This is a genomic window from Curtobacterium sp. MCLR17_031 (assembly GCF_003234775.2).
GTDB lineage: Bacteria > Actinomycetota > Actinomycetes > Actinomycetales > Microbacteriaceae > Curtobacterium > Curtobacterium flaccumfaciens.
Genome location: NZ_CP126270.1, coordinates 905,182 through 928,925 on the forward strand (window position 1 = coordinate 905,182; position 23,744 = coordinate 928,925).

27 protein-coding genes and 2 riboswitches are annotated in these 23,744 nt (G+C 71.3%); of the genes, 16 read left to right on the plus strand and 11 right to left on the minus strand.

Going from position 1 to position 23,744, the window contains the following annotated elements; all coding sequences use genetic code 11:
• Window positions 1-2: 2 nt before the first annotated feature.
• The 4 genes from DEI96_RS04420 (at window position 3) to DEI96_RS04435 (ending at window position 3,874) form a co-directional block, all read left to right on the plus strand.
• Window positions 3-872: a sugar phosphate isomerase/epimerase family protein gene (locus DEI96_RS04420; RefSeq protein ID WP_027464526.1), complete on the plus strand. Its 870-nt coding sequence runs from the start codon at window positions 3-5 to the stop codon at window positions 870-872.
• On the plus strand, window positions 869-1,981 hold the full coding sequence (locus DEI96_RS04425) for a transaldolase family protein (RefSeq protein WP_111022589.1): 1,113 nt from the start codon (window positions 869-871) through the stop codon (window positions 1,979-1,981). The genes DEI96_RS04420 and DEI96_RS04425 overlap by 4 nt, the downstream gene beginning before the upstream one ends.
• Window positions 1,982-2,211: 230 nt before the next feature.
• Window positions 2,212-3,405 carry a Gfo/Idh/MocA family protein gene (locus DEI96_RS04430; protein ID WP_111022590.1) on the plus strand — a complete coding sequence of 398 codons (1,194 nt, stop codon included), beginning with the start codon at window positions 2,212-2,214 and terminating at the stop codon, window positions 3,403-3,405.
• A 61-nt stretch (window positions 3,406-3,466) separates the two neighbouring features.
• Window positions 3,467-3,874, plus strand: coding sequence for a tautomerase family protein (locus DEI96_RS04435; RefSeq protein WP_111022591.1), 408 nt, complete (start codon window positions 3,467-3,469; stop codon window positions 3,872-3,874).
• Window positions 3,875-4,017: 143 nt separating this feature from the next.
• Here DEI96_RS04435 and DEI96_RS04440 read toward each other — a convergent pair whose 3' ends face one another.
• Both DEI96_RS04440 and DEI96_RS04445 read right to left on the minus strand, forming a co-directional pair.
• Window positions 4,018-4,776: a GntR family transcriptional regulator gene (locus tag DEI96_RS04440; protein WP_071405736.1), complete on the minus strand. Its 759-nt coding sequence runs from the start codon at window positions 4,774-4,776 to the stop codon at window positions 4,018-4,020.
• Window positions 4,777-4,915: 139 nt separating this feature from the next.
• On the minus strand, window positions 4,916-5,581 hold the full coding sequence (locus DEI96_RS04445) for an exonuclease domain-containing protein (protein WP_181435780.1): 666 nt from the start codon (window positions 5,579-5,581) through the stop codon (window positions 4,916-4,918).
• A 44-nt stretch (window positions 5,582-5,625) separates the two neighbouring features.
• On the opposite strand from DEI96_RS04445, the gene DEI96_RS04450 reads away from it, so the two are divergent.
• The 4 genes from DEI96_RS04450 to DEI96_RS04465 are packed head-to-tail and all read left to right on the plus strand — an operon-like array spanning window position 5,626 to window position 7,962.
• Window positions 5,626-6,183: a hypothetical protein gene (locus DEI96_RS04450; RefSeq protein ID WP_111022592.1), complete on the plus strand. Its 558-nt coding sequence runs from the start codon at window positions 5,626-5,628 to the stop codon at window positions 6,181-6,183.
• Between the two features lie 9 nt (window positions 6,184-6,192).
• A complete protein-coding gene (locus DEI96_RS04455) occupies window positions 6,193-6,402 on the plus strand; it encodes a hypothetical protein (RefSeq protein WP_111022593.1) in 210 nt (69 codons plus the stop codon).
• Window positions 6,403-6,461: 59 nt separating this feature from the next.
• On the plus strand, window positions 6,462-7,535 hold the full coding sequence (gene ychF / locus DEI96_RS04460; RefSeq protein ID WP_111022594.1) for a redox-regulated ATPase YchF: 1,074 nt from the start codon (window positions 6,462-6,464) through the stop codon (window positions 7,533-7,535).
• A gap of 37 nt (window positions 7,536-7,572) precedes the next feature.
• Entirely contained in the window at window positions 7,573-7,962 is a 390-nt protein-coding gene (locus DEI96_RS04465; protein ID WP_083404368.1) for a DUF2510 domain-containing protein, read from the plus strand.
• A gap of 164 nt (window positions 7,963-8,126) precedes the next feature.
• On the opposite strand, the gene DEI96_RS04470 is transcribed toward DEI96_RS04465, so the two are convergent.
• Both DEI96_RS04470 and DEI96_RS04475 read right to left on the minus strand, forming a co-directional pair.
• Complete coding sequence (locus tag DEI96_RS04470; RefSeq protein WP_017887091.1) at window positions 8,127-8,414, minus strand: hypothetical protein; 288 nt, start codon at window positions 8,412-8,414, stop codon at window positions 8,127-8,129.
• 272 nt (window positions 8,415-8,686) lie between these two features.
• Entirely contained in the window at window positions 8,687-9,298 is a 612-nt protein-coding gene (locus DEI96_RS04475) for an HD domain-containing protein (RefSeq protein ID WP_111022595.1), read from the minus strand.
• Window positions 9,299-9,437: 139 nt separating this feature from the next.
• Between DEI96_RS04475 and DEI96_RS04480 the strand changes: the two genes are divergently transcribed.
• Window positions 9,438-10,247: a hypothetical protein gene (locus tag DEI96_RS04480; protein ID WP_111022596.1), complete on the plus strand. Its 810-nt coding sequence runs from the start codon at window positions 9,438-9,440 to the stop codon at window positions 10,245-10,247.
• Window positions 10,244-12,100 carry an amidase family protein gene (locus DEI96_RS04485; protein WP_111022597.1) on the plus strand — a complete coding sequence of 619 codons (1,857 nt, stop codon included), beginning with the start codon at window positions 10,244-10,246 and terminating at the stop codon, window positions 12,098-12,100. The genes DEI96_RS04480 and DEI96_RS04485 overlap by 4 nt, the downstream gene beginning before the upstream one ends.
• A 142-nt stretch (window positions 12,101-12,242) precedes the next feature.
• On the opposite strand, the gene DEI96_RS04490 is transcribed toward DEI96_RS04485, so the two are convergent.
• Window positions 12,243-13,019, minus strand: a complete 777-nt coding sequence (locus DEI96_RS04490; RefSeq protein WP_111022598.1) for an isocitrate lyase/PEP mutase family protein — start codon at window positions 13,017-13,019, stop codon at window positions 12,243-12,245.
• 112 nt (window positions 13,020-13,131) lie between these two features.
• Here DEI96_RS04490 and DEI96_RS04495 point away from each other — a divergent pair, with 112 nt between their 5' ends.
• On the plus strand, window positions 13,132-14,319 hold the full coding sequence (locus DEI96_RS04495) for a MalY/PatB family protein (RefSeq protein ID WP_258372720.1): 1,188 nt from the start codon (window positions 13,132-13,134) through the stop codon (window positions 14,317-14,319).
• Window positions 14,320-14,713: 394 nt separating this feature from the next.
• On the plus strand, window positions 14,714-15,094 hold the full coding sequence (locus DEI96_RS04500; protein WP_071404182.1) for a hypothetical protein: 381 nt from the start codon (window positions 14,714-14,716) through the stop codon (window positions 15,092-15,094).
• 28 nt (window positions 15,095-15,122) lie between these two features.
• On the opposite strand, the gene DEI96_RS04505 is transcribed toward DEI96_RS04500, so the two are convergent.
• Window positions 15,123-15,308 carry a hypothetical protein gene (locus DEI96_RS04505; protein ID WP_017887087.1) on the minus strand — a complete coding sequence of 62 codons (186 nt, stop codon included), beginning with the start codon at window positions 15,306-15,308 and terminating at the stop codon, window positions 15,123-15,125.
• A 63-nt stretch (window positions 15,309-15,371) separates the two neighbouring features.
• Entirely contained in the window at window positions 15,372-15,860 is a 489-nt protein-coding gene (locus DEI96_RS04510) for a GNAT family N-acetyltransferase (RefSeq protein ID WP_111022600.1), read from the minus strand.
• Window positions 15,861-15,928: 68 nt separating this feature from the next.
• Here DEI96_RS04510 and DEI96_RS04515 point away from each other — a divergent pair, with 68 nt between their 5' ends.
• Complete coding sequence (locus tag DEI96_RS04515) at window positions 15,929-16,813, plus strand: LysR substrate-binding domain-containing protein (RefSeq protein WP_111022601.1); 885 nt, start codon at window positions 15,929-15,931, stop codon at window positions 16,811-16,813.
• A 46-nt stretch (window positions 16,814-16,859) separates the two neighbouring features.
• Here DEI96_RS04515 and DEI96_RS04520 read toward each other — a convergent pair whose 3' ends face one another.
• Genes DEI96_RS04520 through DEI96_RS04535 form a run of 4 tightly spaced genes read right to left on the minus strand, consistent with a single transcriptional unit; the run spans window position 16,860 to window position 18,759 of the window.
• Window positions 16,860-17,114 carry a hypothetical protein gene (locus tag DEI96_RS04520; protein WP_111022602.1) on the minus strand — a complete coding sequence of 85 codons (255 nt, stop codon included), beginning with the start codon at window positions 17,112-17,114 and terminating at the stop codon, window positions 16,860-16,862.
• On the minus strand, window positions 17,111-17,593 hold the full coding sequence (locus DEI96_RS04525; protein ID WP_027464546.1) for an FBP domain-containing protein: 483 nt from the start codon (window positions 17,591-17,593) through the stop codon (window positions 17,111-17,113). Before DEI96_RS04525 ends, DEI96_RS04520 begins: the two co-directional genes overlap by 4 nt.
• Before the next feature lie 40 nt (window positions 17,594-17,633).
• Entirely contained in the window at window positions 17,634-18,371 is a 738-nt protein-coding gene (locus DEI96_RS04530; protein ID WP_071404179.1) for a M56 family metallopeptidase, read from the minus strand.
• A 13-nt stretch (window positions 18,372-18,384) separates the two neighbouring features.
• Window positions 18,385-18,759, minus strand: a complete 375-nt coding sequence (locus DEI96_RS04535; protein ID WP_110860589.1) for a BlaI/MecI/CopY family transcriptional regulator — start codon at window positions 18,757-18,759, stop codon at window positions 18,385-18,387.
• A gap of 96 nt (window positions 18,760-18,855) precedes the next feature.
• A riboswitch (glycine riboswitch) is annotated at window positions 18,856-19,026 on the plus strand.
• Window positions 19,027-19,128: riboswitch (glycine riboswitch) on the plus strand.
• 49 nt (window positions 19,129-19,177) lie between these two features.
• Here DEI96_RS04535 and gcvT point away from each other — a divergent pair.
• From gcvT to gcvP, 3 genes are read left to right on the plus strand one after another with little or no spacing between them, the layout of a single operon-like run.
• A complete protein-coding gene (gene gcvT, locus DEI96_RS04540; RefSeq protein ID WP_111022604.1) occupies window positions 19,178-20,323 on the plus strand; it encodes a glycine cleavage system aminomethyltransferase GcvT in 1,146 nt (381 codons plus the stop codon).
• Window positions 20,324-20,327: 4 nt separating this feature from the next.
• Window positions 20,328-20,705, plus strand: coding sequence for a glycine cleavage system protein GcvH (gcvH, locus tag DEI96_RS04545; RefSeq protein ID WP_017887079.1), 378 nt, complete (start codon window positions 20,328-20,330; stop codon window positions 20,703-20,705).
• Window positions 20,702-23,623: an aminomethyl-transferring glycine dehydrogenase gene (gene gcvP / locus DEI96_RS04550; RefSeq protein ID WP_111022605.1), complete on the plus strand. Its 2,922-nt coding sequence runs from the start codon at window positions 20,702-20,704 to the stop codon at window positions 23,621-23,623. Before gcvH ends, gcvP begins: the two co-directional genes overlap by 4 nt.
• The last annotated feature ends 121 nt before the right edge of the window (window positions 23,624-23,744 follow it).

Sequence of the window (23,744 nt, forward strand, 5' to 3'; positions counted from 1 at the left end):
CGATGCCGAAGATCGCGCTCGACCCGACCCCGTTCCACCACGACCTGTCGCTGCTCGAGTTCCCGCGCAAGGTCGCGGAGCTCGGCTACGAGTACCTGCAGCTCACCCCGCACAAGGACTTCATCCCCTTCTACCGGCACCCCAAGGCCGACGACGACCTGGTCGACGCGTTCGCCGCGGCCTGCCGTGACGCCGGGGTCCAGGTGGCGAGCGTGCTGCCGGTGCTGCGCTGGTCGGGTCCGGACGAGGACGCCCGACAGGCTGCGGTGCGGAAGTGGAAGCGGGTCATCGAGATCACGAAGCGCCTCGGCGTGGACACCATCAACACGGAGTTCTCCGGTCGCCCCGAGCGCGCCGAGGAGTCCGAGGACCAGTTCTACCGGTCGATGGAGGAACTGCTGCCGATCATCGAGGACGCCGGCATCCGTGTGCTCATCGACCCGCACCCCGACGACTTCGTCGAGGACGGGCTCGAGGCGCTCCGGGTGATCCGCGGCCTGAACTCGAGGCACGTCGGCTTCGTGTACGTCGCCTGCCACACGTTCCACTACGGCGGCAACATGGACGAGATCATCGACGCCGCCGGTGACTCGCTGCAGCTGGTCCACGTCGCCGACGCGTACGACCACCGTCGCTCGCACGGCCTGCGCTACATCACGAACCCGCCCGGAAACCCGGTCCGCGTGCACCAGCACCTGCCGGTCGGCCAGGCGGACGTCGACTTCGACGCCTTCTGGGCGGCACTCGACCGGGTCGGTTTCTCGGCGCGCGAGGACACCGTCGCGGTCTCGAGCGTCTTCGCCGAGGACGAGAACGCCGACGCGGTGTCGCGGTTCCAGCTCGACACGATCACGAAGGGACTCCACCGATGACCACCACCCTCGAGACGCAGGTGTCCACCGACGCCGATTCCCGTCCCGTCACCCTGCAGGCCGCGGAGCAGACCCCCACCGCCCTGTGGAACGACTCCGCCGACCCGCGCGAACTGTCGACCGCCATCCACGAGTACGGTGCCGTCGGTGCGACCTGCAACCCGGTGATCGCGTACACCTGCATCCAGCAGGACCCGGAGACCTGGGTCCCGCGCATCCGCGAGATCGCCGAGGAGCACCCGACGGCGGGGGAGTCCTGGATCGGCTGGAAGGCCGTCGAGGAGCTCTCCATCGCCGCCGCGGCGCAGCTGCTGCCCGCGTTCGAGGCGTCCGGAGGCCGGAACGGTCGACTGTCCATGCAGACCGACCCCCGGTTCCACCGCGATGCCGACGCGCTCGTCGAGCAGGCCGTCCGGTTCTCGCAGCTCGCGCCGAACATCATCGTGAAGATCCCCGCCACCAAGGTCGGCATCGCCGCGATCGAGGAAGCCGCCTACCGCGGGGTCTCGATCAACGCCACGGTGTCCTTCACCGTGCCGCAGGTCGTCGCCGTGGGCGAGGCCATCGAGCGCGCCCTCGACCGCCGTGCTGCCGAGGGCCTGCCCGAGCAGGAGTTCGGCCACGTCGTCACCCTGATGGCCGGCCGCTTCGACGACTGGCTGAAGACCGTCGTCAAGCGCGACCACGTGATGGTGGACCCGGGCATCCTCGAGTGGGCCGGTGTCGCCGCGGTGAAGAACGCCTACCGCGTCTTCCAGGAGCGTGGGTTCCGGTCGCGCGTGCTGGTCGCCGCGTTCCGCAACGCACTGCAGTGGTCGGAGTTCCAGGGCGGGGACCTGGTGGTCTCGCCGCCGTTCCAGTGGACGAAGGACATCAACGACAACGCGTTCCCGTTCCGTCCGCACGCCATCGACGACGAGGTCCCCGTGCACGTCATCGAGGCGCTCCGGGCCGCGACGCCGGAGTTCGCCCGCGGTTACGATGTGGACGGCATGACGGTCGACGAGTTCGACCGCTTCGGTGCGACCGTGACGACGCTCCGGCAGTTCCTGGACGCCGACGCGAAGCTCGACGCCCTGGTCCGCGACATCATCGTCCCCGCGATCTGAAACGCGATCTGAAACGCGATCTGAGTCGCGGTCTGATGCGCGGCACGATCCGCGGTCGCACCCACGGGTCGCGCCCCGCGCGCTGACGCACCAGCCTGGAGGCCCGGTGCCGGTCCCCGAGACCGGCACCGGGCCTCCAGGCGGTTGCGTCATGTGCTGACAAAGTCCGCCGCATCGGCTACGCTCGTTGTCGCGCTCCAATGCGCGTCACCTGAACGAAGGAGTTCTCCATGGACAGCATCGGCGTCGGGCTGATCTCGGTCGGCTGGATGGGGCGGTTGCACTCGCGTGCCTACCGAGCGTTGCCGGACCACTTCCCGGAGCTCGGCGTCCAGCCGCGGCTCGTCGTCGCGGCCGACCCGATCGAGGCGGCACGCGACCAGGCGGTGACGCGGCTCGGGTACGAGCGGGCCGTCGCCGACTACCACGAGGTCCTCGCCGACCCGGCGGTCGACGTCGTGTCGATCTGTTCGCCGAACTTCCTGCACCGCGAGATGGCCGTCGCCGCGGCCGAGGTGGGCAAGCCGTTCTGGATCGAGAAGCCCATGGGCCGGTACGCCAGCGACTCGCGCTCCATCCACCAGGCGGTGCAGCGGGCCGGCGTCATCACGAGCGTCGGCTTCAACTACCGGCACGCCCCGGCGATCGAGCGTGCCCGTGAACTCGTCCGGAGTGGACGGCTCGGCCGGATCACGAACGTGCGCGGCTCGTTGCTCGCCGACTACTCGTCCGACCCGGCGGCCCCGCTGACCTGGCGCTTCGAGCGTGAGCGAGCCGGATCAGGTGTGCTCGGCGACCTGCTGTCGCACGGACTCGACCTGGCGCAGTACGTGGTGGGGCGGATCGCCTCGGTCAGTGCGCTCGCCGAGACGTTCATCGAGTCGCGTCCCCGCCCGGGTGCCGGCATCGTCGACCGCAGTGCGGCGGCCACCGGCGAGCTCGGTGCCGTCGAGAACGAGGACTACGCCGCCCTGCTGTTCCGGTTCGAGGACGGTGCGGTCGGCACGATGGACTCGAGTCGGGTCATGCGTGGGCCGCACGCCGAGTACACGCTCGAGATCTACGGCACCCGCGGCTCGGTCCGGTGGGACTTCCAGCGCCTCAACGAGCTCGAGGTGTACCTGGACGGGCAAGAGGTCGACGGGTACGCGACGCACTACGTCGCACCCGGGGACGGCGACTTCGGTCGCTTCCAGCCCGGCGCCGGGACCGCGATGGGCTACGACGACCTGAAGACGATCGAGGCGGCGCAGTTCATCGCGAGCGTGCGGCGCGGGGAGCAGCTCGCACCCTCGGTCGCCGACGGGCTGGCTGCCGCGTCGATCGTCGAGGCGGCAGAGGCCTCGCTGGTCGACGGCGCGTGGCACGACGTCGATCGTGTCGACGGGCCGCTGACGTACGGGGCGCCGACGCCGAGGTTCTAGACACGTCGCGGTGCTTGCTTGTTAGTATGTAAGGACAAAGTCCGAGCAACCAGGAGGCACCATGCCGCTCGTCCGTATCGACCTCGCCACCGGCCGCTCGCCGGAGGCCGTCCGTGGCATCGCCGACGCCATCCACCAGGCCATCGTCGACGTGTACGGGATCCCGGTGCGGGACCGGTTCCAGGTGATCACCGAGCACCCGGCGCAGCAGATCATCGCCGAGGACGCCGGCCTGGGGTTCGAGCGCACCGAGGGCGTCATCGTCATCCAGGTGTTCACGCAGCGCGGGCGGACCGACGAGGCGAAGGCGGCGCTGTACCGGGCGATCCACGACGCCCTCGCGGCGATCGGTGTCGCGTCCGAGGACGTCTTCATCGGCTACGTCGAGAACGGGCCGCAGGACTGGTCGTTCGGCTTCGGACGGGCCCAGTACGTCACCGGTGAGCTCGGGGTGCCCGCGCTCGGCTGAGGCCGTGCGTTCGCGGGGTGGTCACGACACCCCGCTCAGTTCCGCCGAGTGGTCACGAACTGTCGGTTGCCGGGCGTCCGGGCGACAGTTCGTGACCACTCGGCGCATCACCGGCAGCGTGTCGTGACCCCTCGCCGAGCGACCTACTTGTCGACGAGCGTGACCTCGAACGAGTACCGGTCGGGGCGGTAGCAGTGCACGCCGTACTCGACCGCACGGCCCGAGGCGTCGTACGCGGTACGGCTCATCGTGAGCACCGGGTCGCCGTCCTCGATCTCGAGCAGGCCAGCCTCTTCGTCGGTGACCGCACGGGCGCCGATCCGCTGCTTCGCCACCCGCATCGTCACGCCGCGGCCGCGCAGCAGCTGGTACAGCCCGTACGCCTGCAGGTCCTCGTCGGTCAGGTCGAGGAACTCCGGCGGCAGGTAGTTCTCGAGGATCGCCATCGGGACGTCCTCGGCGAACCGCACCCGCCGGATGTGCGCGACGGTCGTGCCGGGCTCGATGCTCAGTGCCGCGGCGACCTCGTCGGACGCGGGGACGTCGTTGCGCTGCAGGAGCTTCGTCGCCGGAGCCTGCGCACCCTGCGCCAGGTCGTCGTACAGGCTCGTCAACTCGACCTTGCGGGTCACCGGCCCGTGCACGACCTGGGTCCCGATGCCCCGGCGGCGCACCAGCAGACCCTTGTCGACGAGGTCCTGGATCGCTCGACGGATCGTCGGCCGCGACAGACCGAGGCGCTCACCGAGGGCGATCTCGTTCTCGAGCCGGGCCCCTGGTGGCATCGCGCCGGAGCGGATCGACTCCTCGATGCGCGAGGCGACCTGGAAGTAGAGGGGCATCGGACCCGACCGGTCCAGGTCCATGAACAGGTCGGACGGCAGCTGGCCTTCGTTGGTCATCGCGGTCCTTCACACGTGCGGAGATGCCGGCGTCGGTGCCGACGGCATTGTCGTGACAATACCACCGGGGATGTGGCACCCCGGCCGCGCGCAGCGGGCGTTGCGTCAGTCGGTGAACACCGTCAGTCAGCGCAGACCGTCAGTCGGCGAACACCATCGGCCGGTTCGACAGCCGCGGCTGGTTCGCGGCCTTCGGCTTCTCGGCACGCGCACGGACCGGGGCGATCGTCACCCGGGTCACCGCGCCGAGCGCCTCGACCGTCTCGACCCCGTGGTGCCCGGCTGCGTGCACGACGATCGCGGCGCAGGCCTCGGCGTCGGCGGCGGCGTCGTGGTGCTGGAAGCCCTCGAACCCGGCGGCCATCGCGGCGACCGGCAGGCGGTACGAGTCGAGCGTGTAGGTCTTGCGGGCGACCGCCAGGGAGCACAACGAGTGGTGCTCGGCCAGGTCGATGCCCGTCGCGGAGCACCCACCGGCGATGACGCCCATGTCGAACCGGGCGTTGTGGGCCACCAGGACGTCACCCTCGGCGAAGGCCACCAGGTCGGGGTACTGCTGCTCCCACGTCTTGGCGTGCGTGACGTCCTCGGCGACGATGCCGTGGATCCGGGTGTTCCACTCCAGGAAGGCGTCGTGCCCGAACGGCGGGCGGATGAACCACGACGCCCGATCGACGACCCGGCCGGCGCGGACCTTCACGAGCCCGACGGAGCAGGCGCTCGCGGGCGAGCTGTTGGCGGTCTCGAAGTCGATCGCGGTGAAGTTCAACGGCACGGTCCCGATCGTCGCACGGGGTTCCGACATCGCCCTCCGTTCCCGTCGGCGTTGCGTGTGGCTACTGTCGGCGCATGGGGAACGAGACCGACCGCCGTCCGCTCGTCCTGGTGCTCGCCGGCGCCGGCTACGGGCAGCAGGCGCCGCTGCTCTGGTGGACGAGCGAGATCGCCGCCGCGGCCGGGTGCGAGGTCCTCGCGCCACGCTGGCACGTCGACGACGCCGCCGGTGCCGATCCGGTCGGGTTCGTCGAGACCGCTGTCGCCGCGGCTCTGGGGGACCGGCTGCCCGACCTCGTCGTCGCGAAGTCGTTCGGCTGCTTCGCCCTGCCGTGGGCGATCCGCCACGAGGTGCCCGGCGTCTGGCTCACCCCGGTCCTCACCCATGACGACGTGGCCACAGCGCTCGCCGCCGCCACCGACGTGCACGTCGCGATCGGGGGTGGCGACGACACCATGTGGCGGCCGGAACGGGTCCCGGGGACTACTGCGCGCCTCCAGACCGTCGACCGTGCCGACCACTCGCTGCAGGTGCCGGGGGACTGGCGGCGATCGCAGCGGCTGCAGGCCGACGTCTTCGACGTCGTCGAGCGGCGCATCACGGCCCTTCGTCCGCCGATGACGACGGACTAGGTTCGGCGCATGGGGGAACCGCAGGACATGGACGAGCTGTTGGCACAGGCGGAGCGCGTCGACGCAGCGCCGCACACCACGCGACGTGCCGTCGGGGTGGCCGCCGCGCTGATCGCGGCCGGTGCCGCCGTCGCGATCGTGGTGACGGGATCGGCGCACGGCCTGCTCGTCGCGATCCTGTGGCTCGTCACGCTGGGCGGGTCGCCTCCGCTGTCCTGACGGACGGACTGGAGGCCCGGGTCGGCTCCGACGGGCCGCCGCCGGTAGGCTCTTCTTCCGTGGCTCTCACCATCGGAATCGTCGGTCTCCCGAACGTCGGCAAGTCGACCCTGTTCAACGCCCTGACCAAGAACCAGGTCCTCGCCGCGAACTACCCGTTCGCGACGATCGAGCCGAACGTCGGGGTGGTGAACCTGCCCGACTCGCGGCTCGACCAGCTCGCCGAGCTCTTCCACTCGGAGAAGACCGTGCCGGCGCCGGTGTCGTTCGTCGACATCGCGGGCATCGTCAAGGGCGCGAGCGAGGGCGAAGGCCTGGGCAACAAGTTCCTCGCCAACATCCGCGAGGCCGACGCCATCGCGCAGGTCGTCCGCGGCTTCACCGACGACGACGTCGTGCACGTCGCGAACAAGGTCTCCCCGAAGGACGACCTCGAGGTCATCAACACCGAGCTGATCCTCGCCGACATGGAGACCATCGACAAGGCGCTCCCGCGGTACGAGAAGATGCTCAAGCTCAAGCAGGCCGAGCCGGTCGTGCTCGAGACCGCTCGCGAGGCCCGTGCCGCGCTCGAGCAGGGCACCCTGCTGTCCGCCACCAAGATCGACCTGACGCCGATCGCCGAGCTCGGCCTGCTCAGCGCCAAGCCCTTCATCTTCGTCTTCAACGTCGACGAGGCGATCCTGACCGACGAGTCCCGCAAGGCCGAACTGGCCGCGCTCGTCGCCCCGGCGCAGGCCGTGTTCCTCGACGCCCAGGTCGAGTCGGAGCTCATCGACCTCGACCCGGCCGACGCCGCCGAGCTGCTCGAGTCGACCGGGCAGACCGAGTCGGGCCTCGACCAGCTCGCCCGCATCGGGTTCGACACCCTCGGACTGCAGACCTACCTGACGGCCGGTCCGAAGGAAGCCCGTGCGTGGACGATCGGCAAGGGGTGGAAGGCTCCCCAGGCTGCCGGCGTCATCCACACCGACTTCGAGAAGGGCTTCATCAAGGCCGAGGTCATCTCGTTCGACGACCTGGTCGAGACCGGCTCCATCGCCGAGGCCCGCGCTGCCGGCAAGGCCCGCATCGAGGGCAAGGACTACGTCATGCAGGACGGCGACGTGGTGGAGTTCCGCTTCAACAACTGATCTGCCGGGGTGGTTCGTCGTGCGCCAGGATGAGCGCATGACGAATGCACAGGCAGGGTGGTACGACGACGGCTCCGGCACCATGCGGTGGTGGGACGGTTCCGCGTGGACGGAGCAGGTGCAGCAGCAGGCACCCGCGGCGTCGGGCGTCGGCGGAGTGATCGGCCGGATCCAGGCCGAGGCTGCTTCGGGTGGTCAGCCGCGTCCGGCACAGAACGGCATGAGCTACGTCGTGCTGCAGGTGGTGCTCAAGGAGAAGTTCTTCGGAACGGGGTCGGGCAACCTCACCGAGCTCGAGAAGGCGATCAACGCGCAGGCTGCGCTCGGGTACCGGCTGCACACGATCACGACGGCTTCCTCGGGGAGCACGGGCTTCGGCGGCGGAGACCGAGTGCAGGCCACGATGGTCTTCGAGCGCCTGAACTGAGGCGATGCCACGAACGGTGCGAGGTTCCGTGAACGGTGCGATGACCGCTGCCTCGCACGATTCACGGAACCTCGCACGAAGCCCGCAGTGATCCACGCTGCCCCGTGAACGACGAAGCGCCGCCGAGCGGACTCGGTGGCGCTTCGTGGTGGTGGTGGTCGGACCTAGGCCGCGAGGGCCATCTCGCCCGCCTGCACGGACTGTGCCTGCAGCAGGGTGCGGCTGGCCTCGCCCGCCCAGGAGCGGCCCGGGACGGTCCAGCCGGCCTCGCCGACGGCGTCGAGCCGGGTGCCCCGGGTGACGAAGGTCCCCAGGTCGTCGGCCGCGATGCGCACGAGGTACTCGCGCTGCGAGCGGTCGTCGCGAACCGGGAACTCGGCGATGCGGTCGGGGGTGATCGTCGGGGCCGCGAGTGCGGTCCCGAACACGGTGATTCGTTCGTTGCTGGTCATGGTGCTGTACTTCCTGGTCATTCGGCGCCAGGGCGACTCGGTGTCGGCGGACGTCTCAGTCCAGCGCGACGCATCGAGTGCGGGGCGCGCACGTCGAGTTTCAACGTGCAGCTCGTCCGTTCGGATCGAGCGGTATCTCGAGTGGAATGCGACTCGGGTGAGTCGGTGTCGAGAGGTTGGTGTGCGCGAGTCAGATGGGTTCGCTGCAGTGCACCAACCAGAGACTATACGCCCACCCTGCCGAGAAGTCCAGCGAGCGACCGGACCGAGCGTCAGGACGCCAGGAAGGCCGCCCAGCGGTCCCCGCCGGCGGCCACGTTGCCCGAGCCGTCGAGGCGGGCGGCCGCGGATGACGGCTTGCGGTCAGCCTGCTCGTGGATCAGCCCGTCGAACGACGCCGAGAAGTCCAGACGGGGCAGCGCGGCCGTGACGTCCCGCAGGTCGTCCGACGCCCACCTGTCGAAGCCCACGCCGGAGACGTCGAGCGAGGTCGCCACCTCGAGCAGGTGCCCCTCGGCGTCGAGCTCCGGGTCGACGGACCGCCACATGTGCCGCTCGACGATCTCCCCGACCCGACGGGCTCGCACGGCGTCCCACCCGGCACCGAGCGCGAACACCGAACCGACGGCGCCGCCGGCGTCCTCGAAGGGCACCTGGTGGGCGTCGAACGACGGGGTCACGCCGAGGTCGTGGAGCATCGTCGCGACGAAGAGCAGCTCGGGATCCGGTTCGAGGTCGACCGTCGGGGCGAGCAGGACGGCCCAGGCCCACGAGCGCAGGCAGTGGTGCACGAGGGCGGGTTCGGACCATGCCCGCACGACGTCCAGTGCGCGCGCAGCCACGGGGGAGGGCGGGGTGAGCAGGGCTTCGACGTCGAGCGACATGGCACGACAGTAGCGGCAGGAACGAGCCGTAACGGGGCGGAAACGTGCCGGGCCAGAACCGGAAACAGCGCCCCGTTAGCTTTCCGTTCACTGAGTACCCGCTCAGCGCCCCTCCACCCCACCCGAAGGAACTGCGCCCATGCAGCACCGACCACGGCTGCGCCCACGCGCGACGATCGTCTCCTCGACGCTCGTCGCCGCCGGGGCGTTCGGCCTCGCCGTCCTGACGGCCGCTCCGGCCCAGGCAGCGCCCACCGCGACCACCGCCACCATCGACGCCCCGGCCACCGTGACCGTCGGCACGGCGTTCGACGTCGACCTGACGATCCCGGACACCGCCGACGTCTACGCGTACGAGATCACGCTCGAGGCCGACTCGGTGGAGTACCGGGACGACAGCGTCACCGGCCCGGACGGCGGCTTCGACACTGTCGAGCAGGACGGCGACGCCCTGACGATCGTGCACACCCGCCTCGGCACCTCGCCGGCACTCGACGGCGACCTGACCACCTCGATCTCGCTGACCCCGACCGCGGTCGGCAGCGTCGACCTCGACGTCACGGGCATCACCCTCGTCGGCTCCGACGGCACGTCGACGACCCTCGACGACCCGGCGAGCACCACCGTCGTGGTCGCCGCGGCCGCGACCACCGCCCCGACGGCCACGCCGACGCCGGGAGCGACCACGCAGCCCGGCGCCGGTGGCGGCACGGGTGGCCCCAGCGCCCCCGGCGACCCGACCGCCCCGGGCACCGAACCGACCAGCGGCGCCACCGCCGTGGCGGCAGCCGGCGGGGACGACCGTCCGACCGGAGGCGACCTCGCCTGGACCGGCGCCGACGTCGCGCCGTGGATCGCCGCGTCCATCGCCCTGCTCGCAGCCGGCGGCACCCTGATCACCCTGCGGGCCCGTCGTGCCCGCCGCGACCGCACCGGAGCCTCCGCATGACCGCCACGAAGCAGGCCGCCAGCAAGCAGCGCACCACCGTCGCCGGCGCATCGCTCATCGCCCTCGTCGGCACCGTCCTCGCCGCCACCCCCGCGATCACGGCCGCCGCAGCACCCGCGGCCGTCGACGCCAGCCCCGCCGCCATGCTCGCGCCGTACTACACGGACCTCGACCTGACCGGCGACGACCAGGTGACGAAGGCCGACCTCGCCGTGCTCACCGACCACCTCGGTGCGACGACCGCGAGCACCGACTGGGCGACGGTCAGCGCCGCGGACACCGACGCCGACGGCACCATCACCGTCGCCGACCTGGCCGGGTTGTCCCAGCGGATGATCTACGACGACGGCCCCTTCCAGCTCGTCGAGGCATCGACCATCGACATGCAGGCCGCGATGAACGCCGGGATCACCACGTCGGTCGCGATCACGCAGGACTACCTCGACCGCATCGCCGCGTACGACCGCACGAAGGTCGACACCGCGTCGACCGGGCGCGCGCTCAACTCGATCGTCACCACCAACGCCGACGCCCTGGCCGCCGCGAAGACCGCGGACGCCGAGCGCGCCGAGCACGGGATGACGAGCATGCTGCTGGGCGTGCCGATCGCGGTGAAGGACAACTACGACACGAAGGACATGCCGACCACCGGTGGTTGCGGCTGCTGGGACGACAACCAGACCGACACCGACGCCGCCATGGTCACCGGCCTGCGCGACGCCGGCGCCGTGATCCTGGCGAAGGCCAGCCTCGACGAGTTCGCCTTCGGCTTCGTCTCCGAGTTCTCGTCGAACCAGCCCGCCGGCTCGTCGCTCCTGGTCGCCAGCCCGTACAACACGGCGCAGACGGCCGGTGGCTCGAGCGGCGGTACCGGTGCGGCGATCTCCGCGAACCTCGCCGGGATCGGCTTCGGCACGGACACGGGCGGGTCGATCCGTGTGCCGTCGACGTACAACCAGCTCGTCGGCATCCGGCCGACGGTCGGCCTGGCCAGCCGCGACGGGATCATCCCGCTCGCCCTGTCCCAGGACACCGGCGGCCCGATCACGCGCTCGGTGACCGACGCCGCGGTCGCGCTCGACGCCGTCACCGGCGTGGACGCGGCGGACCCGGCGACGAGTGCGCAGGCCGGCAAGGTGCCGACGTCGTACACGTCGTCGCTCGACGCCGACTCCCTGCGGGGCGCCCGCATCGGCTACGTGACGAGCATGGTCGGCACGAACGCCACGACGAAGCGCCTGTTCGACGCCTCCGTCGCGAAGCTCGAGGCCGCCGGTGCCACCGTCGTCCCGATCACCGCGACGACGGCCTTCAACCGGGTCCTGTCCGAGGGCAGCGGCAGCACGAACGAGTTCAAGCACGACCTGGACGAGTACGTCGCGAAGCACCTCGACCCCGACGTCACCGCGCGTTCCCTGCAGGGCATCCTGGCCTCGGGCGAGTACGTGCCGAGCCGCAAGAGCACCTACCAGTCGCGCGACCTGATCACCGACACGCAGTACCAGGCGTGGGCCGGACCGACGGGGTCGCACACGACACAGCTCGCCACCGGCAAGCAGCTCGTGACGCAGATGCTCGACGACCAGGACCTCGACGCGCTCGTCTACCCGTCGGGCACGCCGTACGGCACGCAGTCGACGAACATGCGCCTCAGCCCGAACACCGGCATGCCGGCGATCACCGTCCCGATGGGCCAGGCGACGGCTGCCGACAACACCATCACCGGTGCCGGCGTGAACCTGGAGTTCCTCGGCCGTTCGTTCGACGAGAGCACGGTCATCGGCCTCGGCTACGCCTTCGAGCAGGAGACGCACGCGCGCACCGCGCCCGCGCTGTACCCCGCGCTCGGCTGAGCTGAGCGGGTCGCGTGACGCGACCACATGCAAACGGGCGCGCCCCGCTCAGCGGCAACGCGAAGCGTTGCGCGGGGCGCGCCGACCGAGCCTGCGAGGGAGGGGGTGCCAGCTGGCACCGGGCCTCCCGTCTGCACTGGGCTCAGTTCAGGGTCGGGGTGTCCTCCGGCACGACGCCGTCGGCGTACAGGTCGGTCGCCAGGTCGCGGAGCGCGCGCAGCGCGACCCGCTGCGTGAGCGGGCCGTAGGAGATGCGGGCGACGCCGAGCGCCTCGTACTCGGCGGCGGGCAGGGCGCCGGGCAGGCCGATGACCGAGAGCTTGCCGCGGCCCAGACCGGCCACGAGTCGCTCGACCACCGAACGCTCGATCGCGCCGGGCACGAAGACCAGGGCGGCCCCGTTGTCCAGGAACGCCTTGCCGCGGGCGATCGCGTCCTCGATGCTCTCGTCGATCGGGCGCTCGCCGCCCCGCACGATCGCGTCGGTGCGGGCGTTCAGCTGGAAGTCGACGCCCTCGGCCTGTGCGGCTGCGGTGATCGCGGCCACGCGGGCGACCGCTTCGTCGAAGGGACGCAGCCGGTCCTCGACGTTGGCGCCCACGATGCCCGAGCCGATGGCGCGGCGGATCGTCTCGGCGGGGTCCTCGTAGCCGTCGTCCAGGTCGGCGGTGACCGGTAGGTCCGTGGCTGCGGCGACGATCGCCGCCCCGGACAGGGCGAGGTCGAGGGACATCCCGCCGTCCTCGTACCCGTACGACGCGGCGATCGAGTGCCCGGCAGTGGCGATCGCCTTCGTGCCGGGCAGGTCGCTGACGACCTTGGCGGTGATCGCGTCCCACACGTTCACGACGCGCAGGATCTCGGGGGCTTCGTGCAGCTGCTTCAGGGTGACGGCCTTGTCGGCGGTGCTCGTGCTCATGTTGCCGACAGTAGGCCGACGGGGCGGCCCCCGGCCGCGAGCCCAGCCGAAGACGACGTGGGATGACGTCGGGAGTCGCGCCGGGCCTCCAGGCAGGGGCATGCTGGGACGCATGGCGAGCGACGAGCAGGACCCGGTCGGCACGCTCCGCGGGGTCCGGACGAGCATCAAGTGGACGCGGTACGCGCCCGACGTGCTGCCCCTGTTCGTCGCCGAGATGGACCACGACGTCGCGCCGGCGATCCGGCAGGCCCTGATCGAACGGGTCTCGCAGTCCGACCTCGGGTACCTCGACGGCCCCGGTCCGCTCGCTCCCGCGTTCGCGCAGTTCGCGCGGGACCGCTGGGGCTGGGAGATCGATCCGTCGCGCATCCACCTGGCCACCGACGTCAGCGTCGGGATCGTCGAGTCGCTCCGGCTCGCGCTGCCTGACGGCGGCCGAGTCGCGATCGCGCCGCCGGTGTACCCGCCGTTCTTCGAGCTCGTCGAAGAGGCCCGATGTCAGGTCGAGGAGGTCCCGCTGCTCGAGCAGTGGGGGCAGTACCGGCTCGACCTCGAGGGCCTCGAGCGGGCGTTCGCCGGCGGGGTCGGCGTCTTCCTGCTCTGCAACCCGCGCAACCCGGTCGGGCTCGTGCACGACCGGGCCGACCTCGTCGCGATCGCCGAACTCGCTGCGAAGTACGACGTCCTCGTCATCAGCGACGAGATCCATGCACCCCTGACCCACCCCGGCGTGCAGTTCACCCCGTTCGCAGCCGTCGCCGAGCCGCTCGGTGCCCGCAGCGTGTGCGTGACCTCGGCGAGCAAGGGCTGGAACCTCGCCGGTGTGAAGTGCTCGGTCATCGTCGCCGGCGATCCCCGGACCGCCGCGCTCCTCGACACCCTGTGGGAGGAGGTCGCCTGCCGCACGAGCATCCTCGGGCTGCACGCGAACCTGGCGGCGTTCACCCTGGCGACGGACTGGCTCGACGACGTCGTGGCGCGCATCGTGGCGAACGACCGGCTGCTCGCCAAGCTCCTCGCCGAGCACCTGCCCGGGGTCGTCTACACGCGGCCGCGCGCCGGGTACCTGGCGTGGCTCGACTTCCGCGGCATCGGCCTCGGCGACGACCCCGCGGTGCCGCTGCGCGAGAACGCGTACGTCGCGCTCAACTCCGGGCTGGGGTTCGGGTCCGAGGGGCGCGGGTTCGTCCGGCTCAACCTGGCGTGCTCACCGGAGACCCTGCGCGAGGCCGTGTTCCGGATCGCCTCGGCGTACCCGTCGAGCGCGCAGGAGGGGCTGGTCTGGCACGTCGCCTGACCTGCTCCTGACCGGAGCGTGCCGGGAGGCTCGTCCTCCACAACTCGCCGTTGCTGAAATCTGTCCACAGATCGCGTTGGGTGTCCTGGATCGTGCTCCGCGGAGCGCCACGGTCGGTGCATGCAGAGATCCGATCCGACAGTGTCCAATCGAGATAGGCAAGATTGCCTCGTCACGGTTGGCCAGCTACGGTGAAGCGCACGGAGTTGCTCCGCCGGCTCGCTCGGAAGGCTGACGAGAACGACGTCGAGTTTGTGTTCCACCGCCACGGCGGGAGCCACGACCTTTTCCGCTTCGGTCGGAACACGGTCGTCGTTCCGAGACACCGAGAGGTGGAGGAGATGACGGCGCGCGGCATCCTCCGTGACTGCGACCGACGAGGAGATGGGCGACGATGAGCCGACACACCGTGCGCGCGGAGCGCGGCAAGAAGTACTGGGTGATCTGGATCGACGGCGTCATCCGGACCCAGGCGAAGCGCGAACGAGAGATCGAGCTGATGGCCCGCGACTGGCTCTCGCTGATGAACGACGACCGCGATCCGGAGTCCTTCGAACTCGTCGTCGAGGTGGCGATGCCCGAAGCGGCGCAGGCGCACCTGGACCGGGCGGTCGCGCTCCGCGAGGAGTCTGAGCGCGCACGCATCGAGGCAGCGAAGGAGACGGCCGCCGCGGCGTTGGTCCTGCACGAGTCCGGGCTCACGGTGCGTGAGATCGGACCACTGCTCCACGTCTCGCACCAGCGAGCGCAACAGCTGGTCGCCGCGGCCCGCTGACCGTCCGGGTCAACGCGCTCCGCTGCGGTCAGGCCACGTACTGGTTGCGGCCGACGACGCGGATGCGCAGGTCGTCGTCACGGTCCATCGCGAGGAGCTCGCGGGCCACGAACCCGACGGACGGCCACCGGGACACCTCGGTCACCATGAAGCCGTCGATGAAGACCTGCCACGCGCCGGCCTCGCGGACCGCCTGCACCTCGTACGTCGCCATGCCGCGAGCGTACCGGGACCGGGCCGCCGTCAGTGCAGTTCGAACGTCGGCGCAGGTCGAACGTCAGCGCAGGTCGAGGGTCATGTGCACATCGGCCCGCACGTACGGGCTCGGGGCGATCTCGTCCGCGCGCAGGTGCCGGAACCCGAACGCCTCGTACAGGTGCACGGCGCTGGTGAGCTGCGCGTTGCTCTCCAGGTCGATGCGGCGGGCGCCGAGCTCGCGTGCCCGGTCGAGCGCCGCGGCGATGAGCTTCCGCCCGGTGCCGTGCCCCTGGTGGTCGGGGGAGACCGCCATCTTCACGAGCTCGAACACGCCGGGGGTGGTGGGCACGACCCCGATGCACCCGACGACCTGGTCGTCGAGCCGGGCGACCAGGACGGCCCCGCCCCGTTCCACGACCCGGCCGACGGGATCGGAGAGGAACACGCGGTCCTCGTCCTCGAGGGTGAAGTACCGGGTGATCCAGGCCTCGTTGAGCGTGCGGAACGCCGCGGCATCCGCGGAGGTGGCGAGGTCGGTGATGGTGACGGTGGAGGTCGCTTCGGGCATGCATCCATCCTCGATCGACGATGCAGTCACGTCCAATACTCGTTCGAGCTGATCGATAGCCTGTGTGCATGGATCGAGAACCGGACGTCGACCTCCGGCAGCTGCGGGCGTTCCTCACCGTCGCCGACGAGCTGCACTTCGGCCGCGCGGCCGAGCAGCTGCGGATCGCGCAGCCCGCACTGTCCCAGCAGATCCGGCGGACCGAGCGCGCGCTCGGCGTCGACCTGTTCGTCCGGACCAGCCGCAGCGTCGCCCTGACCGCCGCCGGCCGGGTGCTGCAGGGCCGTGCGCGGTCGTTGCTCGGGCACGTGCGACGGGACCTCGACGAGACGGTGCGGGTCGGGCGGGGCGAGGTCGGTCGGCTCGACGTCGGGTTCGTCGTCTCCGCGCTGCCCCTCGGCCCGATCGAACGTGTGCAGGCGTTCCGGGAGCGCTACCCCCTGGTCCGGGTCGAACTGACCGAGGGGTACTCGTCGACCCTGTTGGCACGGATCGTGCGCGGCGAACTCGACCTCGCCGTCGTCCGCGATGCCGACCCGGACCCCGCCGTGCGGCTGCTGCCGTTCCGTTCCGAGGCCTTCGTCGCCGCTGTGCCGCGCGGCCACCGGTTGGCAGATCGGGATCGCATCCGCGGCACGGAGCTGGTCGACGAGCCGTTCGTGTTCTTCCCGGCGGTCGCGGGGGCCCTGGCGACCGAGCGCAACCTCGCGCCGGTCACCGCCGGTGGCCGGCTGCCTGTCATCGTGCAGGAGGCCACGACCTGGGCGACCGTGCTGCACCTGGTCGGGGTGGGCCTCGGTGTCACGGTGGCGCCGGAGAGCGCCGCGCTCGCTGCACCCGACACGGTGGCACTCCTGCCGCTCGAGGGCAGCGACCACCGCAGCGAGCTCGCCTGGGCGATGCGCGCCGACGACGACCGCGAGATCCTGCGCAACTTCGTCGCCGCGGACTGACCGAGCGGACCGGTTGCGCGAGCGAACGCCGGTCGGGCGTCCTCGCTCAGCCGAGCGACAGGACGGGTGCCCGGTGGTCACCGAGCTCGTCGAGCCGCCACGGCCGAGCCCCGCGCAACGTCAGGCCGAGCTGCACGAGCACGAACCCGACGTGCGGCTCGACGTCGGGGTCCCACGGCCCCTCGACGCCCAGACCGAACGCGCCGAGTTCGTCGTCGGCCTCGTCCCGCAGCGTCAGCCGCCACCGGCCGTCGCCGAGTTCCTCGACCACGGCCCAGCGGGCGGTGCCGAACCGGCTCACGCCGTCTTGGTGATGTCCGCGGTGAAGTTCTGCACGCGCTGCAGCAGCGAGGCGCCACGCATCGCGATGGTCGCCGGCGGGTTCAGGTGCGGCGGCGCGGTGCGGATGAGCATCGGGCACCCGAGGTCTTCGCAGATGTACGTGCCGATCGTGTTGCCGTTGCGCCCGGACTCACCGGCACGCGCTGCGGAGAACAGCCGGACCTGGGTCGCGGGCTGCGGCGAGTGGCAGAACGAGCACATCGCGGCGATGCCGGGGCGCAGCGAGCCACCGGCGGACCGGACGACGATGCCCACGGGGCGCTCGTCGATCCAGGACACGATGTACCCGCGGCGGGCGGCCTGCGGGTCGCGCCACCCCAGGAACTCGCGCTCGTCCCAGAGTGTCTCGTGCAGGCCCGGGATGGGCAGCTGTGCGAGTTCGTCGGGGGTGGCGTTCACGAACGACGATCGGATGTCGGCTTCGGTCAGTGGCTTCACGGTCCGATCACCATATGCCTCGCCCCCGACACATGGTGCGTCACGACAGCCTGGAGGCGCGGATCGCGCCGAGCGCGCTGCTCCCGTCCGCCACCAGCACCGCCCGGCGCAGGGCGTCGCGTCCGACGCGACGGGCCGCCGCGTCGTCCGCGGCGAACTCCACGAGCACGCGCGTCGACCGCGCCATGGCGCGCGCACCGGGCACCCACGGCACCGCACGTTCGATCGATTCCGCGACCGCGACCGCAGCCGCGTGGTGCTGGGTCAGGTGGGCGCGTTCGTGGGCGACCACGGCCTCCAGTTCGTCGGTGCGCAACCGGTCTGCCAAGCCGGTGCTGACGAGGACGCCACCGCTCCGACCCGGCACGGCGCACGCCAGTGCGTGGTCGGCCTCGACGACGGCGACGGGGGTGCCGTCGATCTCGCGGTGCGGGGCGACGCCGGAACGCATCGCCTGCCGGACGGCCTCGTGTTCCGGGCCGGGGCGCACCCGGACCGCGACGACGAACGCGACGACCGCGAGGAGCGCGACGCCGACGTTGAAGCCGTGCGTGGGGGAGCCGTCCCCGCCGAATAGCTCGGTGACCGGACGGTCGGCGAGCACCACGAGGGTGATGCCGGCCACGAAGCCGACGACGCCGAGCAGGACCGCGACCGACCAGCAGACCAGCGCGGTGCGGGGCAGGTCGATCGTCCAGGCGGAACGGGTCAGGACCCGGGGCGCGAACACCACCACCGCGAGTGCGAGGACGATGAGCGCGATGCCGGCGACGACCACGGTGCGCAGCCGGTCAGGAGCGGGCGCGGGCGTCGAGGGCGCGACGCAGGGCCTCGAGGTCGTCCGAGGCGAGCGAGCCGGTGAACTGCAGCAGTGCGGCCTCGCGGTCGGACGACGCGGCCAGTGCGCTCGACATCAGCGACGCGGTCTGCTCGTCACGACTGTGCACGGCGCGGAACGTCAGGGGAGCGTCGTCGTGCTGCTCCCGTTCCACCTGACCCTTGCGGCCGAGGCGGTCGAGCACGGTGAGGACGGTCGTCAGCGCGGGGCGGGGCTCCGGGAACGCGTCGAGCACCTGGCGTGCGGTGAGCCCGGAGTCGGCGGAGCGGAGTGCGTCGAGCACCGCCTGCTCCAGCTGCCCGCGGGGGCGCGATCGTTGTCCGGCCATCCCCGCATTCTACGAGATGTCGAAGGCTCGCTCGCGACACACGCTCGAAACGCGGCCTCGGTATGCTCGTCGCGGACAACTGAACACACCGGCCGTTCATCCGTCGCGGGAGACGCCGTGCAGTGCCTCTGGGTACATCGTGCCTCTGGGTACATCGTGCCTCTGGGTACATCGTGCCTCTGGGCGCATCGTGCCCTCGGGCGCACGCACGGCACCGAAGGAGCAATCCCCCCGTCAATCTCTCAGGTCCCACACCGCAGCGGACAGGCCACTCTGAAAAGCAGACGCTCGGTCGTCTCGCCCACGGTGAAAGCCGCCGGACCTCACGGGCCGCGGTGAAACTCTCAGGCCCATGACAGAGGGGGAGTTCCACCCGGCGATCGTCGCCGGGCCCTGCCGATGCCAGGAGAACTCCGCCATGAGTCCGTCCCCACTGCCCACGCCGGGTCAGCGTTCGTCGCCGCTCGAAGCCGTGCACGAGGCCGCCGGTGCGACCTTCACCGACTTCGCCGGGTACCGCATGCCCGTGCGCTACTCGTCGGACCTCGCCGAGCACCACGCCGTGCGCCAGGCCGCCGGGGTCTTCGACCTGTCGCACATGGCCGAGATCGGGGTGACCGGCAGCGATGCCGTCGCCTTCCTCGACCACGCGCTCGCCGGGTCCTTCGGCATGATGCCGATCGGCCGCGCCAAGTACTCGCTGCTGCTCGCCGAGGACGGCGGGATCCTCGACGACCTCGTCGTGTACCGGACCGACGACGACGTCTTCCTCGTCGTCGCGAACGCGTCCAACCGCGACGTTGCCGTAACCGCGCTCACCGCCCGGGCCGACGGGTTCGACGTCGAGGTCGCCGACGATTCCGACACGACGGCCCTCGTCGCGATCCAGGGCCCCGCGGCTGCCGGCACGCTCGACGCGCTCGTCGTCGCCGACCGCCTGCAGCCCGAGACCCCGCTCGACGAACTCGGCTACTACCGCGTGCTGCACGCGCTGTTCGACGGTGCCGACGTGCTCGTCGCGCGGACCGGGTACACCGGCGAGGACGGCTTCGAGGTCTACACCGACCCGGACTCCGCCCCGGTGCTCTGGGACGCCCTGCTCGAGGCCGGTGCCGACCGCGGTGTCGTCCCCGCCGGGCTCGCCGCGCGCGACACCCTGCGACTCGAGGCCGGCATGCCCCTCTACGGGCACGAGCTCGGCACCGACGTCCGTCCGGCCCAGGCCGGCCTCGGCCGCGTCGTCGCCAAGGACGGCGACTTCGTCGGTGCGGCCGGCGTCACACCGTCCGCGGACGCCCGCGTGCTCGTCGGTCTGGTGACCGAGGGCCGCCGTGCTCCCCGCGCCGGCTACGACGTCGTGCTCGACGGCACGGTCGTCGGCACCGTGACCTCGGGCGCGCTCTCGCCGACGCTCGGCCACCCCGTCGCGATGGCCTTCGTCGACCCGGCCGCGCTCGCCGCCGTGTCGGACGGGGCACAGGTCCTCCACATCGACGTCCGCGGGACTGCCGTCCCCAGCACGGTCTCCGCGTTCCCCTTCTACCGCCGCGCCTCGAAAGGCTGACCCCATGACCGACCAGACCGCACTCCAGTACACGGCCGACCACGAGTGGCTGCTCGTCGAGGGCGACACCGTCACCGTCGGCATCACCGACCACGCCGCCGAGCAGCTCGGTGACGTCGTCTACGTCGAGCTCCCCGCCGTCGGCACCGCCACCACCGCCGGCGACCAGATCGGCGAGATCGAGTCGACCAAGAGCGTCGGCGAGCTCTTCGCCCCGATCGAGGGCGAGGTCGTCGAGGTCAACGACGCCGTCGTCGACACCCCCGACACCGTCAACCAGGACCCGTTCGGTGCCGGCTGGCTCGTGAAGATCAAGGTCGACGGCACCTCGTTCCCCGAGGACCTGATGGACCACGACGCGTACCGGGCCTCCATCGCATGACCGCGTTCGAGAACCTCCAGACGTCCTTCGCCGACCGCCACATCGGCACCACCCCGGCCGACCAGCAGGCCATGCTCGACGTCGTCGGACAGCCGTCGCTCGACGCGCTGGTCCGTGCCGCGATCCCGGAGTCCATCCACGTCGGCCCCGTCGCCGACTCGGTGATCCCGGCCGCCGTCGGCGAGACCGAGGCGCTCGCCGAACTCCGCGCGAAGGCCGGCCGCAACACCGTCCGCCGCGCCATGATCGGCCTCGGCTACCACGGCACCCACACGCCCGCGGTGATCCAGCGCAACGTGCTCGAGAACCCGAGCTGGTACACGGCGTACACGCCCTACCAGCCGGAGATCTCGCAGGGTCGCCTCGAAGCACTCATCAACTTCCAGACGATGGTGTCCGACCTGACCGGCATGGCCACCGCCGGCGCCTCGATGCTCGACGAGGGCACCGCCGTGGTCGAGGGCATGCTCCTCGCCCGCCGTGCGTCCAAGGTCAAGGGCGACGCGTTCCTCGTCGACGCCGACCTGCTGCCGCAGACCCGTGCACTGCTCGACCACCGTGCCGACGCCGTGGGCATCACGCTGCGCGCGTTCGACGCTGCCGCCGGCCCGAGCGACGACCAGCTCGACGGCGCGTTCGGCGTCATCCTGCAGTACCCGGGCGCCTCGGGCCGCATCGTCGACCCGTCGCCCGTCATCGAGCGGGTCCACGCCGGTGGCGGCATCGCCGTCGTCGCGGCCGACCTGCTCGCGACGACCCTGCTCGCCAGCCCCGGCGACCTGGGTGCCGACGTGGCCGTCGGGACGAGCCAGCGCTTCGGCGTCCCGCTCGGCTTCGGTGGCCCGCACGCCGGCTACCTCGCGGTGCGCGCCGGCCTCGAGCGTCAGCTCCCCGGTCGCCTGGTCGGGGTGTCCTTCGACGCCGACGGCCAGATGGCCTACCGCCTCAGCCTGCAGACCCGCGAGCAGCACATCCGCCGCGAGAAGGCGACGAGCAACATCTGCACGGCGCAGGTCCTGCTCGCCGTGATGGCCTCGATGTACGCGGTGTACCACGGGCCCGAGGGTCTGCGGTTCATCGCCGGCCGGGTCGCACGCACCACCGGTGCACTCGCCGCCGTGGCGCGTGACGCCGGGGTCGAGGTCGTGCACGACGCCTTCTTCGACACGCTCACCCTGCGGGCCGTCGGTCGCGCCGAGGCGATCGTCGCGGCAGCGCAGGACGCCGGCTACCTGCTGCACGTCGTGGACGCCGACACCTTCCAGCTGTCCGTCGACGAGACGACCACGCCCGACGACGTCGTGGCGCTGGCGGGCGTGCTCGGGGCGGTGGACGTCACCGTCCCCGCGACCGAGACAGCCGTGCGCGACGCGGCCACGGGCCTCCCGGCCGCCCTGCGGCGTGAGAGCGACTACCTGACGCACCCCGTGTTCAGCGCACACCGCAGCGAGACCCGCATGATGCGGTACCTCAAGCACCTGTCCGACAAGGACTACGCGCTCGACCGCGGCATGATCCCGCTCGGCAGCTGCACGATGAAGCTCAACGCGGCGACCGAGATGGCCGCCGTGACCTGGCCGGAGTTCGCGAACATCCACCCGTTCGCACCGCGCGAGGACGTCGAGGGGTACCTCGACATGATCGGCGACCTCGAGTCGTGGCTCGCCGAGGTCACCGGCTACGACACCGTGTCCCTGCAGCCGAACGCCGGCAGCCAGGGCGAGCTCGCAGGCCTGCTGGCCATCCGTGGGTACCACCAGGCTCGTGGTGACGAGGACCGGACGGTCTGCCTCATCCCGTCGAGCGCGCACGGCACGAACGCCGCGTCCGCCGTGCTCGCCGGCATGAAGGTCGTCGTGGTGGCCTGCGACGAGAACGGCAACGTCGACCTCGAGGACCTCCGGGCCCGTGTCGCCGCCCACGCCGACACCCTCGCGGCGCTGATGATCACGTACCCGTCCACCCACGGCGTCTACGAGCACGACATCCGCGAGATCTGCGACGCCGTGCACGACGCCGGCGGCCAGGTCTACGTCGACGGCGCGAACCTCAACGCGTTGCTCGGCCACGCCCGCTTCGGCGACTTCGGCGGCGACGTGTCGCACCTCAACCTGCACAAGACCTTCTGCATCCCGCACGGCGGTGGCGGCCCCGGCGTGGGACCCGTCGCCGCGAAGGCACACCTGGCACCGTTCCTGCCCGGTCACCCGTTCGCCCAGCAGGCCGACCGGCGCTCCGGTGCGACCGCCGCCGAGGCGGACGACCGCCTGGCGCACGCCGGTGGCCCGGTCAGTGCTGCTCCCTACGGCAGCCCGAGCATCCTGCCCATCACGTGGACGTACGTCCGGATGATGGGGCTCGAGGGCCTCACCCGTGCGACCGAGGCAGCAGTGCTCGGGGCGAACTACATCGCGGCCCGTCTGCGCGACGCGTTCCCGGTGCTGTACACGGGCGACGACGGACTGGTCGCGCACGAGTGCATCCTCGACCTCCGCCCGCTGCGCGACACCACCGGCATCACGGTCGACGACGTCGCGAAGCGCCTGGTCGACTACGGGTTCCACGCCCCGACGATGTCGTTCCCGGTGGCGGGCACGCTCATGGTCGAACCGACCGAGAGCGAGGACCTCGCCGAGCTCGACCGCTTCGTCGACGCCATGCTCGCGATCCGGGCCGAGGCCGCAGCGGTCGAGCGCGGGGAGTGGCCGGCGGACGACAACCCGCTCGTGCACGCGCCGCACACCGCCTCCTCGGTGATCTCGGGGGAGTGGGCGCACGCCTACACCCGCGAGCAGGCCGTCTACCCGTTGCCGGGCATCAGCGGCCGGAAGTACTGGCCGCCGGTGCGTCGCATCGACCAGGCGTACGGGGACCGCAACCTGGTGTGCGCGTGCCCGCCGATCGAGGCGTTCGCCTGATCCCGACCGGCGCCGACACCCCGTCGTCGCCGTGCGCTCCGTGCCCCGTCCGGTCCTCCGGGCGGGGCGCGGTCGTGTCCCGGGTGGTCACGGCATCCCGCTCAGTTCCGCCGAGCGGTCA